Source organism: Microbulbifer sp. A4B17, assembly GCF_003076275.1.
Lineage (GTDB): Bacteria > Pseudomonadota > Gammaproteobacteria > Pseudomonadales > Cellvibrionaceae > Microbulbifer.
Genome location: NZ_CP029064.1, coordinates 4,957,077 through 4,974,694 on the forward strand (window position 1 = coordinate 4,957,077; position 17,618 = coordinate 4,974,694).

General features: G+C 49.4%; 18 protein-coding genes. 5 read left to right on the plus strand and 13 right to left on the minus strand.

The genetic code is table 11. The features are described from left to right. The first annotated feature begins 45 nt into the window (after positions 1 to 45). Complete coding sequence (gene phoR / locus BTJ40_RS21740; RefSeq protein ID WP_238152090.1) at positions 46 to 1,422, plus strand: phosphate regulon sensor histidine kinase PhoR; 1,377 nt, start codon at positions 46 to 48, stop codon at positions 1,420 to 1,422. Between the two features lie 12 nt (positions 1,423 to 1,434). Here the strand turns inward: phoR and BTJ40_RS21745 are convergent, their stop codons facing one another. The 4 genes from BTJ40_RS21745 to BTJ40_RS21760 form a co-directional block, all read right to left on the minus strand. Continuing rightward, positions 1,435 to 1,794 (minus strand): hypothetical protein, encoded by a 360-nt coding sequence (locus tag BTJ40_RS21745; protein ID WP_108735045.1) that lies wholly within the window; start codon positions 1,792 to 1,794, stop codon positions 1,435 to 1,437. 2 nt (positions 1,795 to 1,796) lie between these two features. Further along, positions 1,797 to 2,408 (minus strand): DUF938 domain-containing protein, encoded by a 612-nt coding sequence (locus BTJ40_RS21750; protein ID WP_108735046.1) that lies wholly within the window; start codon positions 2,406 to 2,408, stop codon positions 1,797 to 1,799. Further along, complete coding sequence (yaaA, locus tag BTJ40_RS21755; RefSeq protein ID WP_108735047.1) at positions 2,405 to 3,181, minus strand: peroxide stress protein YaaA; 777 nt, start codon at positions 3,179 to 3,181, stop codon at positions 2,405 to 2,407. Before yaaA ends, BTJ40_RS21750 begins: the two co-directional genes overlap by 4 nt. 79 nt (positions 3,182 to 3,260) lie before the next feature. Beyond that, a complete protein-coding gene (locus tag BTJ40_RS21760; RefSeq protein WP_108735048.1) occupies positions 3,261 to 3,740 on the minus strand; it encodes a DUF4265 domain-containing protein in 480 nt (159 codons plus the stop codon). 72 nt (positions 3,741 to 3,812) lie between these two features. Here BTJ40_RS21760 and BTJ40_RS21765 point away from each other — a divergent pair, with 72 nt between their 5' ends. Continuing rightward, positions 3,813 to 5,099 carry a M48 family metalloprotease gene (locus BTJ40_RS21765; RefSeq protein ID WP_108735049.1) on the plus strand — a complete coding sequence of 429 codons (1,287 nt, stop codon included), beginning with the start codon at positions 3,813 to 3,815 and terminating at the stop codon, positions 5,097 to 5,099. A 53-nt stretch (positions 5,100 to 5,152) separates the two neighbouring features. Here the strand turns inward: BTJ40_RS21765 and BTJ40_RS21770 are convergent, their stop codons facing one another. From BTJ40_RS21770 to BTJ40_RS21810, 9 genes are all read right to left on the minus strand, one after another. Continuing rightward, positions 5,153 to 6,100 carry a putative porin gene (locus tag BTJ40_RS21770; protein WP_108735050.1) on the minus strand — a complete coding sequence of 316 codons (948 nt, stop codon included), beginning with the start codon at positions 6,098 to 6,100 and terminating at the stop codon, positions 5,153 to 5,155. Positions 6,101 to 6,690: 590 nt separating this feature from the next. Next, on the minus strand, positions 6,691 to 7,533 hold the full coding sequence (locus BTJ40_RS21775) for a putative porin (protein WP_108735051.1): 843 nt from the start codon (positions 7,531 to 7,533) through the stop codon (positions 6,691 to 6,693). Between the two features lie 334 nt (positions 7,534 to 7,867). Further along, on the minus strand, positions 7,868 to 8,722 hold the full coding sequence (locus BTJ40_RS21780) for a putative porin (RefSeq protein ID WP_108735052.1): 855 nt from the start codon (positions 8,720 to 8,722) through the stop codon (positions 7,868 to 7,870). A 279-nt stretch (positions 8,723 to 9,001) separates the two neighbouring features. After that, positions 9,002 to 9,316, minus strand: a complete 315-nt coding sequence (locus tag BTJ40_RS21785) for an antibiotic biosynthesis monooxygenase (protein ID WP_108735053.1) — start codon at positions 9,314 to 9,316, stop codon at positions 9,002 to 9,004. 86 nt (positions 9,317 to 9,402) lie between these two features. Then, entirely contained in the window at positions 9,403 to 10,104 is a 702-nt protein-coding gene (phoU, locus tag BTJ40_RS21790; protein WP_108735054.1) for a phosphate signaling complex protein PhoU, read from the minus strand. Positions 10,105 to 10,127: 23 nt separating this feature from the next. Next, on the minus strand, positions 10,128 to 10,868 hold the full coding sequence (gene pstB, locus BTJ40_RS21795; RefSeq protein ID WP_369974292.1) for a phosphate ABC transporter ATP-binding protein PstB: 741 nt from the start codon (positions 10,866 to 10,868) through the stop codon (positions 10,128 to 10,130). A 171-nt stretch (positions 10,869 to 11,039) separates the two neighbouring features. After that, the gene (pstA, locus tag BTJ40_RS21800; RefSeq protein WP_108735056.1) at positions 11,040 to 12,326 is read right to left on the minus strand and encodes a phosphate ABC transporter permease PstA; all 1,287 of its coding nucleotides are present in this window, start codon (positions 12,324 to 12,326) and stop codon (positions 11,040 to 11,042) included. Further along, entirely contained in the window at positions 12,319 to 13,698 is a 1,380-nt protein-coding gene (pstC, locus tag BTJ40_RS21805) for a phosphate ABC transporter permease subunit PstC (protein WP_108735057.1), read from the minus strand. The genes pstA and pstC overlap by 8 nt, the downstream gene beginning before the upstream one ends. 162 nt (positions 13,699 to 13,860) lie before the next feature. Continuing rightward, a complete protein-coding gene (locus BTJ40_RS21810; protein ID WP_108735058.1) occupies positions 13,861 to 14,913 on the minus strand; it encodes a PstS family phosphate ABC transporter substrate-binding protein in 1,053 nt (350 codons plus the stop codon). 184 nt (positions 14,914 to 15,097) lie between these two features. Here BTJ40_RS21810 and BTJ40_RS21815 point away from each other — a divergent pair, with 184 nt between their 5' ends. From BTJ40_RS21815 to BTJ40_RS21825, 3 genes are all read left to right on the plus strand, one after another. Then, positions 15,098 to 15,670, plus strand: coding sequence for a TRAP transporter small permease subunit (locus BTJ40_RS21815; protein WP_108735059.1), 573 nt, complete (start codon positions 15,098 to 15,100; stop codon positions 15,668 to 15,670). Continuing rightward, entirely contained in the window at positions 15,667 to 17,031 is a 1,365-nt protein-coding gene (locus BTJ40_RS21820; RefSeq protein WP_108735060.1) for a TRAP transporter large permease subunit, read from the plus strand. The genes BTJ40_RS21815 and BTJ40_RS21820 overlap by 4 nt, the downstream gene beginning before the upstream one ends. A 185-nt stretch (positions 17,032 to 17,216) precedes the next feature. Then, positions 17,217 to 17,606, plus strand: a complete 390-nt coding sequence (locus tag BTJ40_RS21825) for an acyl-CoA thioesterase (protein WP_108735392.1) — start codon at positions 17,217 to 17,219, stop codon at positions 17,604 to 17,606. Positions 17,607 to 17,618 lie beyond the last annotated feature (12 nt).

A 17,618-nucleotide genomic window follows, 5' to 3' on the forward strand; every position in this document is an offset into this window, starting at 1 on the left:
ACCTCCGCACTTAACGGCTGCGGGCCTGGTTCCATGAGGTATTGAATGCGGGCGGAAGAGGCTGTGCCACTGCCGCCATCTATCAGGCAACACGGCAACTCTATGTTGGATCGCAGTATTGGCGAGTTCTCGCGTTTCGTAATTATAGCCCTGGGGTGCACCATTCTCGGTGTCACCTCCGGCAGCTGGTCTCTCGCCCTGATTGCGGGATTGGCCAGCTACCTGATCTCAGTGCTGTGGCAACAGCAACGTTTCAACCGCTGGCTGGCAAACGGCAGACGCGGCCCAGCCCCCACCGCCTTCGGTATCTGGGGCGAAATCTACGACGACTTTTACCGGATGCAGCGGCGCCACCGCCGCGAGAAGCAGAAGCTGCACGTGATGTTGCGCCGGGTGCAAGACAGCACCAGCGCCCTGCGCGAAGGAATTGTAGCCCTGGAAGACGGCGATAACCTGGCCTGGTGGAACCCCGCTGCCGGTGAACTGCTCGGATTGCAGGCCAGTGACTCTGGCCAGTCATTAGTCAACTTTGTCCGCGACCCTGGCTTTGTCAGCTATATGCACGGTGACAACAATGGGGAACCTCTCACTTTGCCCGCGCCCGGCAATGAAGCCCGTATGTTACAACTGGAGGTCACCCGCTACGGTAAAGATGAGGCATTGGTCATTGTTCGCGACATCACCCGTTTACACAATCTCGAGCAGATGCGCCGGGATTTTGTCGCCAATGTTTCCCATGAGCTGCGCACTCCACTCACGGTAATTGCCGGCTACCTGGAAACACTGCAAAGCAGTGATATGGCACCGCCTCCCTGGAAGAAGCCCCTGGCACAGATGGAAGAGCAGGCAGCCCGGATGAGCACGCTAGTAAATGACCTGCTGCTGTTGGCCCGACTGGAGACTTCTGAGCGCAAGAGCGGGGATATAGCGGTAGCAGTGCCAGAATTGATTGAACGGGTAGCTCAGGAAGCCCGCAGCTTCAGTGGCGGCCAGCATCATATCGAAGTCCAGTGCGATGGGGGCTGCTACCTCAATGGAGATCCCGGCGAGTTGCACAGTGCTTTCGCCAATCTGGTTTTGAATGCGGTGAAATACACTCCCGAAGAGGGTGAGATTCAGTTGCGCTGGTGGCAGGATGACAAAGGCGGTCACTTTTCAGTAGAAGACAACGGTATCGGTATCGATCCGATCCATATTCCCCGCCTGACGGAGCGCTTCTATCGGGTTGATCCAGGCCGCTCACGGGATAGAGGCGGCACCGGTCTCGGGCTAGCAATCGTTAAGCATGTGCTGCTGCGGCACAATGCAGAAATGAGTGTAGAAAGTACGCCCGGGCAGGGCAGTCTCTTCACGCTTCACTTTCCATCAGTAAAGCTGGCTCTAAAGCCAGTATCCAGGTTGAGTTCTGAAGCCGCTAATTAAAGCGGCTTTCGATTACTCCAGTTCCTGCAGCTCTACTTCTTTACCGTCTTTGATATAGCTGGCCGTGCCCTCTTTACCCAGAGCGTTTGCTTCCCGGCGCAAAACCAAATGGTGCAGCTGCAAATCACCATCGCTCAGAAGTAGGTGCTCGTTACCCTCATCGTCGGTAGGCAGGGCCTTAACACCAATGAGAGCATCACGCAGAGCGCGCAGCTTGGGTACATCGCGATAGCGATTCAAGTCATTCGACAAACGGGCTTTCATGCGCTCACTCTCATGCAGTGCCGCCGCTGTCTCGCGATATTTGGCAAAAAAGAATACCGCTCCAATGGCAAAAGCCACGATTACCACTATTTCCAACCACTCGGGCATGGTTACTCCTTATTATCACTTTTGCGCCAGACCATTAATTGGTTATTGGCTGGCAGGTAATTTAGTTCTGCGCGACTGAACCCCGCACTCTCCGCCAGCTGATCGAGCCATTCGAGATCGCGAATCCCCCGCTTGGGATCATGCTCCTTCAACTGGATGTCAAAATCAGCATTAGTAGGGCCAATAAACTCTCCTGCAATTTTCACGGGACCATAAACGATCAACAAACCTTCCGGCTCCAGAACATCGGCACTATGCAGAAAGAACTTTTGCACCAGTTCAGCCGACATAATATGCAAGGTGTTTGCAGTGAAAATAGCATCAGCCGAAATCTCGGGCCAAGAATCACCAACATCGAGCGCCAGCGGTTGCGGCAGGTTGCTATTGGGTATCTCCGCCAGCCAGGACTTTACTGCCTCCAGCTGTTGCGATCGCTCTGAAGTTTGCCACTCAAGATGCGGTAATTGCGGAGCAAAATATACTGCGTGCTGACCAGTACCACTGCCAACCTCAAGCACTTTACGACTTGAAGCCAGCAGGCGAGTCAGTTGCTGGAGAATCGGCTCTCGATTGCGCCCGCAGGAGGGCGCATCGGGCAACTCTGTACTACTCACTGCGGCTCATCCCGGGTAAATACCCAATCCCACTCAGTGGACATCTCCTGGTTATAGCCATAACCAGCCACATCAAAACCTTTCAGCTCTTCCGACTTCTTTACCCTCTGATCAATGGCCCAGCGACTCATCATGCCTCTGGCTTTCTTAGCGAAGAAACTGATCATCTTATACTGACCATTTTTCAGGTCTTTAAAGTGCGGAGTGATCACCTGGGCATCGAGCTGCTTGGTTTTGACTGATTTGAAATATTCATTGGATGCCAGGTTTACCAACTCGCGACTCTTCACGCCCTGCAACTGCGCATTCAATGCTTCGGTAATCTTATCTCCCCAAAATTCATAGAGATTCTTACCCTTGGCATTTTCAAATTTAGTGCCCATCTCGAGGCGATAGGGTTGCATCAAGTCCAATGGGCGCAGCAAACCATAAAGGCCAGAGAGCATACGTAAGTGCTTTTGCGCATAGGCAAAGTCCCGCTTACCCATAGTCTCCGCCTCCAATCCGGTATAAACATCACCTTTAAAGGCGAGCAGGGCGGGGCGCGCATTGTTATCGGTAAACGGGCGCTTCCAAGTGTGGAAGCGATCGTAATTTAAGACTCCCAACTTATCTGAAATCTTCATCAAGCTGGAAACCTGCTGCGGGCTCAGTTCGCGCAGCTCTTTGATCAGGGCTGCTGATTCTTTCAAAAAGTCCGGCTGGGTGGTTTCCAGTGAAGGAATATCACTTTCATAGTCCAGGGTTTTCGCCGGTGAAATAACTATTAACATCGGGTGCCTTCTCGCTTCGCTATCGCCTCAACCACACACTACCAAGCTATTGTGGCTGGCCCAAATATATCGTGGATGTTTACTCCGGCTTTAGAACGTCCTGCCACCAGTTGAGCGGTGTCTGCCCATCTTTGGGGTCATAAACATTGCCGTAATACCAGACGCTGTTAGCCCCATCGCAGGCACTGTTGAGGATTTCCTCAATCTTATCGAATCCACAGCTGACATGAATGCTGTAGACCAATACGCGCGGTGCCTCGAGATCCAACTCACCCCCGAGTTTTTCCAACTGTGGGGTCAACTTATCTGACAGTTCCGTGCTATCGCCGCGACAAAAAATACGCACTGCCAAATTGCCCGAGCGCTTTACCAACTCAAATTGCTGGGTATCTTTATCGACTTTAATGTAATCCCCACTGGCGATTCCCTTAATAAAGACCGGGGATCGCACCAGCTGGCAGCTATCATCCTCGCTCACACGAACCTGCAGCCGCTCTACCACAGGCTCACCTTCGGGATTGTTGCCCGCAAATAACTCAATGACTTGAAGTGCCGTCATAAACCTCAATTCCCGTACTGTGTACAATGAGTAACCATTCTAATGACTCAACATTATACAGGGAGGAAGGCAATGATCTCGCGTACCCAAGCACTCACGGCATGTGTCGCGTTCTGGGCAACGACCATTCTCGTAGGATGCGTTGTCAATCCAGTCACCGGCGAGAAACAGGTATCGCTAATATCTGCGCAGCAGGAAGTTCAACTGGGGCAACAGCACTACACAGCCACCCAACAACAACAGGGCGGCCAATACATCATTGATCCCGCCCTGCAAAACTACGTCAGTGAGGTTGGCCAAAAACTCGCTCGGGTCTCAGACCGCCCCCAGCTACCTTACGAGTTTGTGGTTCTCAACAATTCGGTGCCCAACGCCTGGGCTCTGCCCGGAGGCAAAATCGCAATCAATCGCGGCCTGCTGGTTCTACTGGATGACGAAGCTGAACTCGCCGCCGTACTGAGCCACGAGATAGTTCACGCCGCCGCACGCCATTCCGCAGCTGCGGTGTCACAACAACAATTACTCGGTGCAGGCTTGGCAATTGTTGGAGCTGCCACACAGAACACGGGTTACTCTGATTTGATCGCAACCGGAACTCAGATGGGGGGCTCTGCCTATATTGCCCGTTACAGTCGCGGCAATGAGTTAGAGTCAGATCAATACGGTATGAAATATATGGCCGCTGCCGGATATGATCCCCAGGGGGCCGTGCGTTTGCAAAGAAAATTTGTTGAATTGTCGAAAGGGCGGCAAACCGGTGGACTGGAAGCGCTCTTTGCCAGCCACCCCCCTTCCCAAGCCCGTGTCAGCGCCAATATCAAACACAGTCAATCCCTACCCAAAGGGGGAACCACCAACCGGGCTGCCTACCAAAAAGCCATAGCGCAATTAAAGCGCGATGCCGATGCCTACAAGAATTACGACGATGCGGTTGCCGCAGCCAATAATAAAAAATTCGATTCTGCACTAACGCTAGTAAGAAAAGCCCAAAAACAACAACCAAAAGAAGCCGCCTTTTTTGCTTTAGAGGGTGATTTACTCAGCCAAAAAAAACAATATAAAAATGCCCGAAAAGCATACGATAGTGCCATTCAAAAAAATCCATCGCTGTTTTCTTATTGGTTGAAACGGGGAATCACTAATATCAAATTAAAAAGTTATAGTTCTGCAGAAGGCGACTTAAGCAGATCGCTACGCTATCTGGATACAGCTTACGCTCACTACTATCTCGGTCAGACATATGAGAAACAGGGAGATAAGCAAAATGCCTACAAGCACTATCAGGAGGCTGCCGGGGCTGGTGGGGAAATTGGCACTATGGCACAAAATCGAATAAAAGCCATCGCCAACAAGGGATAAATAAATCCGATTAAAATAAAAAGGGCTATCTGAGATAGCCCTTTTAAGCTTGCTTATAACTGAACTGTTAGGCTAAGTTCAAACTTCTCAACATCAAGTTCAATAAAGGGAGTCAGAAGGCTAAGCACGGTATCATTTTCAAGATCCGGTATAACATCAAGCGTTGAGGTAGATCCTGCACGATAGGTATCACTACCAAAGCTGCGAATATTAATATTATCATCTGCCTCCATAGTACTATAAGCAGCCTCTAAAGCAATATTCCGACTAAAGAAGTGGGTGAAAGCCAGCTTCATATCGTCTTTCTCGTCCAGTTTCATACCAAACGAGCTGCTTTGGGTGAAGAAATATTCTGCACCGATCTGCCAATAATCGTCATCACCTTCATAGTCGGCATAGGAAAGTTCAGCGGTCAAATACCTTCCCCCTCCCAGGTTAGTGAAATATTTGGAAGAGAAAACACCCGCATCAAAATCATCATCGGTAACAAAATCAAAACCGATATAATCAGAACCATTCAATGAATAATTATAGCGAAAATCAATGTAACTCTCTTCATCAGACTCAAAATCAGTATGGGAAAGTTCTAGCAAAAAGTTTGGGGTGAACAAATAGCCAAGAGAAACCGTGTCGATATTACGATCATTAACTTCAGTAAAGTTTATACCAAGAATAAGGCCATTTTGAGCGAAGTACTCTCCAGCTAAAGCGTAATTATCGGCATTATTATCTTCTACTTCATTGTGAAAAAAGGCAGCCGATATATTGCTAAGTTTGTTAATGTATTCAAACTCTTTTAAGGGTCCTACAGTTTCTTTTCCAGAAAAGTAATAGGTAGTTTCAACCAAAAACTGATTGCCATCTAAATCGAACTCACCACCAAAAATATCGAGATCGTAATCCAAACTGGAATAGCTCGCTGTAGTAATTGATTTATATTCCTCTGCGTTAGCAGTTACAGAGAGAAGCAACAGCGGAAGAACAGCGAGCCTAAATCTCATTTCCAAAACCTTTCGTTAACATAGTGATCTAAATTTAGGTGCGAATTCTAGCAAGAATTTTTCAAAGCGCAACAAACGCTATTTGTAAGGGATAAAATCAGCACTCACATAAAAAAGAACTATGCGATAAATCCACTATTCTCATCAAACCTTGATGATTCAATTCACACACCAGATTTTCTATACTTCTTATGCTTATATGGCTCTATTGTACTAACAAGCAACTTTTCGTTAGAGACATCTATCAATAAAGACCTTTTCACTCACTGGTTTTTACGAAATATTCGAATCGCCAACGTTCCCTACAGTAAGCCCACACATGAAATAAGCTAAATTTCGGGAGGAATATCTCTCAACAGGAGGAGATTTAAAGAGGTTTCAGAGTTATTTAGAGATCGTATACGATCACATATAAAAGAAAGATCGGCGAAGTACCTACTACCATTACATAGAAAAAGTTGGATCCAGAAGGAAATTGGTACCAAGGTATCGAACAGGATTAAAGCAATAAAGCTAAGTTGCCCTGAGCTTACCCAAGATATACGTACAAATTAAAGGGCTATCAATGATAGCCCTTTAATTAGGCTAGCTTACAATTGAACGGTTAAGCCCAGCTGATAGATATCAAGATCACCACTAAAATCATTATTAGAATGATAAGCCACTTCAACAGCAATATTGCGGTTAAAGAAGTGAGTCATACCCAGTTTATAATTTTCTTGCTCATCATAGTCAAATTCAACCGAACTGCGCTGACTGAAGAAAAACTCAGTACCCAGCGCCCAGTAGTCATCGTATTCGTTTCTGCTGTTGTAAGCTAATTCTGCTGTCAGGTACTGCTCTCCACTCAGGTGAACGAAGTACTTAGAGGAGAGAACGCGATTGTCAGACTCCTCATCCACAGAAAGATTGAAACCAACGTAATCAGTTGAATTCAGCTGATGATTGTAACGAGCTTCCATCGAAAACTCATTATCACTATCGTTATCAACATGATTCAATTTAACCAGAAAATCTGGAGAGAAGAGATATCCGATAGACTGATAATCTACATTAGACTCCCAAAGGTCATATACACCGGCACCAACAATAATTCCATTGGAAGCGAAATACTCACCACCCACAGTGAAAATGTCTATATTCTCACTATCGAAATTAGAATGAGAAAAGCCGGCGGAAACATTACTCACCTTGTTGATATATTCAAACTCTTTCAAGGGGCCAAGGGTTTCCTTACCACCAAAATAGTAAGTAGTACCAAGATCAAAATCATCTATATCAAAGCTTTTATACTTAGTAGGCCCAGAACTACCAGTAGTAGAGTATGTATAATCAGTACTAGTGTATATGGCATTAGTGAAAGAATTATATTCCTCAGCACCTGCAGTTGTGGCGATAAACATCAGGGGGAGTGCAATAAACTTGAATCTCATTTGATAAATCCTTTTTTAACGTAGTGATCCAAATTGGGCTGCGGATTGTAACAAAAAGTTTCAGGTCATAAAAATAGTAAATTACAAGGAAAATAAATCGACCTCTGAACTGTTTAGAGAGTGAGTTCACCCATTATTATTTCTACCAGACTATCAGCATGCTAAGTGCTCGCAAGCAGTATCTGGACAGTCGAAAGTGCGAGAGGAAAACTGGAAAGGTAGTACAGAGAGAATAGAGACAAATAAAGGGCAGTAAAGAAAGTTCAAGTTATGAACTTTTAGTTAAGCCATAAAACAAAAAGGGCTATCAGGGATAGCCCTTTGTCAAACTCGCTTACAGTTGTACTGTTAAACCCAGCTCGAACTTATCTACTTCAATATCAGCACCGCCAGCCTCGAAAACTTCATTGCCGAAGCTACGAATATTCAGACCATCAGCAAACATGGTACTGTATGCAGCTTCAACAGCAACATTGCGATTTAAGAAGTGAGAGAAGGCCAGCTTCACATCTTCATTCTCATCCAATTTCAGGCCAACTGAAGTGTTCTGAGTAAAGAAGTAATCTGCACCAATCTGCCAAAAATCACCGCCGCCATCGTAGTCAGCATAGGCTAATTCGGCAGTCAAATATTGGTCTCCACCCAGATTAGTGAAGTACTTGGATGAGAAAACACGCGCATCAAAATCATCGTCGGTGATGAAATCAAACCCAATATAATCAGAACCACTTAATTGATGGTTGTAACGGAATTCAACAAAAGTTTCATCACCGTAATCAAAATCGGTGTGAGATAGTTCCACCAAGAAATTAGGGGTGAACAAGTAACCGATAGAAGCTGTGTTAACACTCTCATCATCTACTTCAGTTAAGTTCGCTCCCAAAACCAAACCAAAGCTGGTGAAGTATTCACCTGCGACAGCAAAGTTATCAATATCTTCGCTGGATACATCGTAGTGAGAGTATGCTGCAGATACATTACTAGCTTTGTTGATATATTCAAATTCTTTCAGGGGACCCAGTGCTTCTTTACCGGAGAAATAGTAGGTGGTCTCAGCAGTAAACTGATTGCCATCAGTACCATCAAAATCCAGATTGGAGTAATCAACAGTTGTAATTGAATTATATTCCTCGGCACCAGCAGTTGCGGCGACAAGCATCAGGGGGAGAGCAGCAAGCTTGAATCTCATTTGATAAATCCTTCGTTAACGTAGCGATCCAGATTGGGCTGCGGATTGTAGCAAAAGTTTTTTTGTGCGCAACAACAGCAAATTACACGAAAAGCAATTAAGGACAAATTTGCGATGAGATGAAGGTTTTTTTTCGACGAAAAACTTTTTTAAATAGAAAAAATAAAATATGTAATTGCCTGTAATGTACTAACTGAAAAAGTTCCCAATAAAATAAAAAATTTATTTTTTAACCAACCTCTATTTATTCAGGATTCATTCAGGTTCAATTGATTATCATCAATCACTATTTATATTTACGACCCATTGCGGATCATGAAATTCCCCTATTAGGTGAATTTTTACAAAAGGTGCCACACTGGCGATGATTTCATCAATTTCTTTACTGTGCTCCGCTTGCATTGCATCCCGGTCTTCTTTACATCGCCAGCTAGCAACGGCTATCAGCACATTAGGATCATCGATTTTTCGGTGAAGCTCAGTACCCATCGCTCCAGGGGAACGCTGGATAATTTCGGAAGCGCGCACCCAGGCATCAGCGTAGTCCTCAGCCTTAAATCCATCCTGTAAATGAACTTCGAAGATAAATTTCATTCCCTGAATTACCTAACGACTCAAAATTAGATTTCAGTAAAAAAAAAAGGCCGCACTAGGCGACCTTTTTCGATTAACAAAACACCTTAAGACTTCCTTAAGTTCTCTTGATGTCCGTGCCGGATATCAGCACCTTCCACCAAGTAAACAACCTGTTCACAAATATTCTTCGCATGGTCGCCGATCCGTTCCAATGAACGAAGGGTCCATAACACATTGATGACCCGGGAAATACTACGCGGGTCCTCCATCATGTAAGTCACCAACTCACGTACAGCCGTACGGTAATCCATATCAACCTGCTGGTCCTCAGCAAGAGTTTGCAGAGCCGACTGCACATCGAAACGAGTATAGGCATCCAGCGCATCATTGAGCATTTTGCGTACTGCATTGGCAATATGACGGATTTCGGTATATCCGCGCGGCGACGTACCTTCATCAGTAAGCGCAATAGCCATCTTGGCAATCTTGCTCGCCTCATCTCCAATTCTCTCGAGGTCTCGGGCAATTCGAATGACAGACAGCACCATACGTAGGTCGGATGCGGCCGGTTGGCGCTTGGCGATAATTAGCGTGGCATGCTCATCCAGAGCCATCTCGCTCTTATCGATGATTTCTTCAATACGCAGCACTTCCTCAGCCAGCTCACTGTCGGCATTGGCCAGGGCATCAACCGCATCGGCAACCTGGCGGGCGACCATGCCGCCCATTTCCAGCATCTCTGTCTTTAAGCTTTCCAGGTCTTCATTAAATTGGCGTGAGATATGTTGATCGAAATGCATTTCCATAGTTTTCCCTCCGAGCAGGAACCTTAGCCGAAGCGGCCGGTGATATAGGCTTCAGTGAGTTCGTGCTCGGGGTTGGTGAACACCGTTTCAGTATCGTTAACTTCCACCAAATGCCCTAAATGGAAGTAAGCTGTACGCTGACTAACCCGCGCTGCCTGCTGCATCGAATGAGTGACAATAGCGATAGTGTAGTTCTGACGCAGCTCATCGATCAGCTCTTCGATTCGCGCTGTTGCAATGGGGTCCAGGGCAGAGCATGGTTCATCCATCAGGATAACTTCCGGGCTCACCGCAATAGCGCGGGCAATACACAGACGCTGTTGCTGACCACCAGACAGACCCGTACCCGGCTTGTCCAAACGATCTTTCACTTCATTCCACAGGCCTGCGCGGCGCAGGCTGTTTTCTACAATCTCATCCAGGTCGGCACGGCGGCTGGCAATGCCGTGGATTTTTGGGCCGTAGGCAACATTTTCGTAGATGGACTTAGGGAAGGGGTTTGGCTTCTGGAATACCATGCCGACGCGAGCGCGCAGGGGTACCACATCCACTTTGGGGCCGTAGATGGGATCGCCATCCAGGCTCAGCTCGCCCTCAACGCGACAGCCTTCAATGGTGTCATTCATCCGGTTGAGACAACGCAAAAACGTCGACTTACCACAGCCGGAGGGGCCGATCATGGCAACCACTTCATTCTGGCCAATATCGAGGCCAACAGAGTGGATCGCCTGGATTTCACTATAGAAAACATTCACATTGCGCATGCGCAACTTGGCGGTGTCACAGAACGGTTGGCCAACGGTTTCTCTCACATCAGCCCGATTATTCATCATTTGCCCACCCGCAACATCGGATTGCGCCGCATCAGTTCGGCTGGCGGCATCCAGGGTCATGGTACTCATATAATATTCCGCTTTCTGATAATCCGCGCTCTGTTACCAGCGGCGCTCAAGTTTCTTGCGCAGCAATACCGCGCTGGTATTCATCACGATCAGCACACTCAGCAGCACCATAATGGCTGCGGAGGTTCGCTCAACAAAGGCGCGCTCAGGGCTGTCCGCCCACAGAAATATCTGTACAGGCAGCACGGTGGCTGGGTCAGTTACTCCAGCTGGTACATCGACAATAAAGGCGACCATACCAATCATTAATAAGGGGGCCGTCTCCCCCAGAGCCTGAGCCATACCGATAATCGCGCCGGTCAACATACCTGGCATCGCCAGGGGCAGCACATGATGGAAAACTACCTGCATACGCGAGGCCCCCATACCCAGTGCCGCCTCGCGAATTGAGGGCGGTACGGCCTTCAAAGCCGCGCGGCTGGAAATAATGATCGTGGGCAGGGTCATCAGTGTCAGTACCAAACCACCGACCAGAGGTGCCGAACGCGGCAACTCAAAGAAATTGATAAATATCGCCAGGCCCAGAAGACCGAAAACAATCGAAGGTACCGCCGCGAGGTTATTGATATTCACCTCAATCAAATCGGTCCAACGATTTTTGGGCGCATACTCTTCAAGGTAAATCGCCGCCGCCACACCGATGGGGAATGACAGTGCCAGGGTTACCAGCAGGGTAAACAGGGAGCCCATCAAGGCTGCGCGAATGCCCGCCTGCTCTGGCTCGCGGGAATCGCCATTGGTAAAGAAGATGGTGTTGAATCGCTTCTTCAGTTCACCACTATCCAACAGCTGCTCTATCCATCCAGCTTTCTGGTCGGAGGTGCGACCACGAAAACCCTCTTTAGAATCCTTCAGGCTTTTGACGAAAGTATCCACATCGTCATCGACTGACAGCCAGACTTTCTCTGACTTGCCCAACAGTTCCGGATTGTCCGCCAAGCGATCGCGCAGGGTAAAAGGTGCCCCAGAGGAAACCAGGGTATAGAGCTCACGTTTGTCACTTCGACCTGTCACCGTAGGGAAACGTTCGCGCAAAGCCTGGCGAATGACACCGGTGAAGTTTGCCCAGGTCAGGCTTTCATCATCAACCTTGTCGATGCCCAGAATCTGCTCGTCGTAATGAACTTCCAACTGGATCGCCGTCTGGACAAAGGCACCACTTCCTTTGCTGATAATGTCAGTGAACAGAATCAGTACAGCGAGTACACCAAAAGCAATACTGCCAATACCCAGTCCACGAAACAGCTTTTCTTTGCGATGACGGCTGGCGAGACTCTTTTCGATACGCTCGCGAACCTGCGCCTGAGTAAGATCAGTCATACTGCTCCCGGTATTTTTTCACTACGTGCAAGGCAATAAAGTTCAGCACCAGAGTGGAGATAAACAACATCAGGCCCAAAGCAAAAGCGGCGAGAGTCTTGGGACTGTCAAATTCCTGGTCGCCAACCAACAGGGTCACTATCTGCACCGTCACGGTCGTGACAGACTCAAGCGGGTTGGCGGTTAGGTTCGCCGCGAGTCCGGCGGCCATCACCACAATCATGGTTTCACCAATTGCGCGGGAAACCGCCAGCAATACACCACCGACAATACCGGGCAGTGCCGCAGGAATCACAACCTTGCGCACTGTCTCGGACTGGGTGGAACCCAAACCCAGGGCACCATCGCGCAGGGACTGGGGCACCGCATTGATCACGTCGTCGGATAGAGAGGAGACGAAGGGAATAATCATGATTCCCATCACCAGGCCAGCGGCCAGTGCACTTTCACTGGATGCCTGTAGGCCCATGGAGGTGGCCAGCTCGCGAATAAATGGAGCAACGGTTAAGGCTGCAAAAAAGCCGTATACCACGGTGGGTACACCGGCGAGAATTTCAAGCACAGGCTTGGCCAGGGAACGTACGCGCTTACTGGCATACTCGGCCAGATAAATAGCCGCCATCAATCCCACAGGTACCGCCACAAACATGGCGATCGCCGATACCATCAGGGTTCCGGTAAACAGGGGGACAGCACCAAAGGCGCCACTCGACCCCACCTGGTCTGCACGCAGGGCCATTTGTGGACTCCAGTGCAAACCAAACAGAAATTCACTCACAGGTACCGACTGGAAGAAGCGCAGAGACTCAAACAATACCGATAGCAAAATACCGACAGTGGTCAGAATTGCTGCGCAGGCACAGGTGATCAATACCGTACGCAATACTTTTTCAACTTTTTCACGAGCGCGCAGCTTCGGAGAAAAGCGCAGCAGTGCAAAAGCGGCAAGCCCACTGGCCAATACCAAACTCAGGAAAGCCTGTAAATTATTGGAGCTGGAGCGCAGCTGGCTGAGGTAGTCCGCAGCACTCTGCAATTGCGGGGACTTTTCACCAATCAGGTGGCCCGCCGCGAGATTCTGGATCTGCGCGTAGAGAAGGTTTTGCCCGGAGATGCTCTCCGGCTTATCGGCAATACTATTCATAACCATCGCGCGGATGATCGCATCATCAAACACCAACCAGGCGCCGAGTAATAGAAGCGCTGGCAAACCACACCAAAGGGCGGTGAGCAATCCGTAGTAGCTGGGCAGGGCGGCCAGATTACGCACGCCGCCAAGACTGCGAGCAGCGCTTACTGCACGGCGAAAGCCAGTGCCGTAGGCCACTAATATCAGGAGCAGCAAAAGTGCGAACAGTGTGGGGGTTTGCATTGAATTACCGTACTAAAAATATCGTCGCTGGCATTATCCAGACTTTCTCCCGAGGTTCCATCACTGGGAGTGCGACAATTTGTGAGTCTTCTTATAAAGAACGGCCAAGCCCTTTCGAGCTTGGCCGTCAATTCCCTTTGACAGTACTACTCCAGAATTTTTTTACTTGGCTGCGAGATTACTCAGGGCATTCAGCTTGCGCACATCAGTAGCAATCTTCTGACGCTTCTCAGTGGGCAGAGGAATCATGCCTTTGTCAGCCAGATAGCCATCTTCGCCCCAAGCACGCTCATTGGTGAACTCAGCCAGGAACTGTTTAACACCGGGAACAACACCTGCGTGCTGCTTCTTAACGTAGATAAACAGCGGACGGGAAACCGGGTAGCTCTGATCAGCAATGGAGTCGAAAGTAGGGGACTGACCTTCGATCAGAGAGCCCTGTACCTTGTCAGCATTCTGGTCGAGGAAGCTGAAGCCGAAGATGCCCAGGGCGTTCGGGTTGGCAACCAGCTTATTTACGATCAGGTTGTCGTTCTCACCAGCTTCAACATAAGCGCCGTCTTCGCGAACGTTGTGACAGATCGCTTTGTAAGCGCTCTTGTCTGTTTTCTTCATGGCTGCAATCCAGCCAAACTTCTTACAGCCACCTTCCATTGCCAGCTCAGCGAAAGCGTCGCGGGTTCCGGAAGTCGGGGGTGGGCCCAGAACTTCGATTTTGGTGTTGGGCAGAGCTGGGTTTACGTCTTTCCAGGTCTTGTAAGGATTGGCTACCAGGGTTTCAGAACCGTTCGGGTTAGGAACTTCCTTAGCCAGTGCCAGGAAGATGTCCTTGCGGGTCAGCTTGAAAGGAGCGGCTTTCTTGGAGTTTGCGAGAACAATACCGTCGTAACCGATTTGTACCTCAACAACATCGACACCATTGCCGTTACACATCTCCAGCTCTGACTGCTTGATGCGACGGGAAGCACCCGTGATATCTGCCGTGCTTTCACCAACACCCTGGCAGAACAGCTTCATACCACCACCAGTGCCAGTGGACTCAACTACCGGAGTTTTAAACTGGGTAGCGCGGCTAAAGCGCTCCGCCACAGTAGTAGTAAACGGGTAAACAGTAGAGGAACCGACAATACTAATATAGTCGCGCGCAGCCATGGCTACCTGTGAAGTTGCCAGGGTCAAAGCTGCCAGAGAAGTCGCCAGAATTTGCTTGTTCATTGTGTAACTCCGATGAGTGTTTATATTTCACGCGGCGATGCTAGGAACAACGGGTGACGATTCTATGAATAAAAGATTACAAAAAGGTTACAGCTGTATTTTTACCCTGCTGGTATGAGGGAGGACAAAGGGTTAACCTTCAAGCAACATAAATAACAATAAGATGTAAAGAGAGAAGCCCCCAATGCGTTATCTGCTGTTCGGTGCGCAGGCACTTGAGCGCCTGACCAGTCATACGGGGCAACTGCTGTCCTGGTTCACCTGGGCCATGGTCCTGTTACAAAGCTTTGTTGTGGTGATGCGTCACGGCTTCAACACCGGCTCTATCGCCTTACAGGAATCTGTGATTTACCTGCACGGTGCCGCCTTTATGCTGGGGCTGGCATATGCACTACAAACCGACTCCCATGTCCGAGTGGATGTTTTCTACCGCAGGATGAGCGCCCGGGCCAAAGCCTGGATCAATGCAATTGGCTATCTGGTGTTCCTCTTACCCGTCTGCGCCTTTCTATTTATAAGTAGCTGGCACTTTGTACTGAATAGTTGGTCAGTTTTTGAAGACAGTGCAAATGCCGGTGGCCTACCGGGAGTGTTTTTACTGAAAAGCCTGATTCCTCTATCTGCCGTCACTCTGGCCCTGGCGGGACTGGCCCAATTTATTCGTGCACTGGTGCAATTGATGCTGCCCCAACAACAGCCCACCCCAATGTCATCATCAAAAACAGTATTGAAGCAGGTAGAAGGGGCCGAAGTGTGATTGAGCTAATTCCCTTTCTGATGTTTGCAGCCGTCTGTGCCCTGCTTATGTTCGGTTACCCTGTAGCTTTTACTCTCGCAGGTACAGCCTTGCTATCAGCGGGCCTGGGTATTGTGTATGGCCTATTCGATGCCGAGTTATTGCGCGCCTTCCCCGATCGCCTCTACGGCATTATGCAAAACGGCACTTTGGTTGCCGTTCCGTTATTTGTGCTTATGGGAGTGATACTTGAGCGAGCCAAGATTGCCGAGGATTTGCTGGTTAATCTGAGCAAAGCCTTTATGGGCGCCCCCTCGGGACTCGCCATTTCCGTGGTTGTAGTGGGCGCACTACTCGCCGCCAGCACTGGCATTGTCGGTGCAACTGTAGTCACCATGGGGCTGATGTCACTGCCCACCATGTTAAAAAACGGCTATTCCCCCAAACTGGCCACCGGCACTATCTGTGCCACCGGTACCCTCGGGCAAATTATCCCCCCCTCTATTGCCTTGGTTCTACTGGGTGACACCCTCTCCAATGCCTACCAACAGGCACAACTGTCTGCAGGTATTTTCAATCCCAAGCCGGTCAGCGTGGGGGATCTGTTTGTGGGGGCAATTATTCCCGGCTTACTGCTGGTGGCCGCCTATATCATTTATCTATTATTTATCGCCCGTCGCCCCAAACCCACGGAGACCAGTGAGCCTCCAGAAGTGGATAAGGCCCAACTGATTCGCAGCCTTTTGCCCCCGATTGCCTTAATGCTGATTGTGCTTGGGTCAATCATCGTTGGCGCTGCCACCCCCACGGAAGCAGCAGCCGTCGGCGCGCTGGGGGCGGCGTTACTGGCATCCAGTCGCGGAGCTCTAAGCTTTAAGCGCGCCGGGGAAATCGGCCGCAGTACACTTCAGGTCTCGGCAATGGTTTTCGCCATATTGATTGGCGCTTCATTATTTTCTCTGGTATTTCGCGGTTACAACGGCGAAGAGCTGGTGACAGGATTTTTCCACAGCCTGCCCGGGGGGGTAATCGGTGCGACACTGTTGGTGATGCTGGTAATCTTCCTGCTGGGCTTCATCCTCGACTTTATCGAAATCACCTTTGTAGTGGTACCAATTGTGGGCCCGGTACTGCTGGCAATGGGCGTCGATCCGGTGTGGCTCGGCATTATGATTGCCATCAATTTGCAAACCTCTTTCCTAACGCCTCCATTTGGGTTTGCTCTCTTTTACCTGCGCGGGGTGGCCCCCAGTTCTGTGGCCACATCGGCCATCTATCGCGGGGTAGCGCCTTTTATTGCCATCCAACTTTTACTGCTGTGCCTGCTGGCGATATGGCCGGCCCTGGCCACTTGGTTGCCGGGGGTGGTTCAGCAACAGTGATCTGCGACATGTGGAGAGCCGTCCATAGACTGAGAGGCAGCACCAACGGCCAAAAACGCGTCTACGGCCGACTAAAGGCCGAAATTTATTCTGGTCAATTACTGGTCAAATTGTGCTAGAATGCGCCACCATTCCAGTAGTGGAAACCAATAACTCTAACAATCTGTGAGTACCCGATGTCCGCACTGTCAGCTCTCGATGAAGATCCGCAACCCACAGGCACGCTAACCCTGCAAACCCTGGCTATGCCCCGCGATACCAATCCGCAGGGGGATGTTTTTGCCGGTTGGCTGATGTCGCAGATGGACCTCGCTGGCGCCATTCTCGCGCAAACCATGGCGCGCGGCCGTGTCACAACTGTTGCGGTGGGCAGCATGGTTTTCCTGCGCCCGGTTCCGGTTGGCTCAACAGTCAGCTGCTATGCGGAAGCCATTGAAGAAGGGCGCTCCTCGATTCGTACCATGGTTGAGGTTTGGCTGACGCGGGTGGATTCCGGTGAGCAGGTCAAGGTCACCGAGGGTGAGTTTGTATTTGTCGCTATCGACGATGCCGGCCGTACCAGACCGCTGCCCTGATTGTAGGTTTCG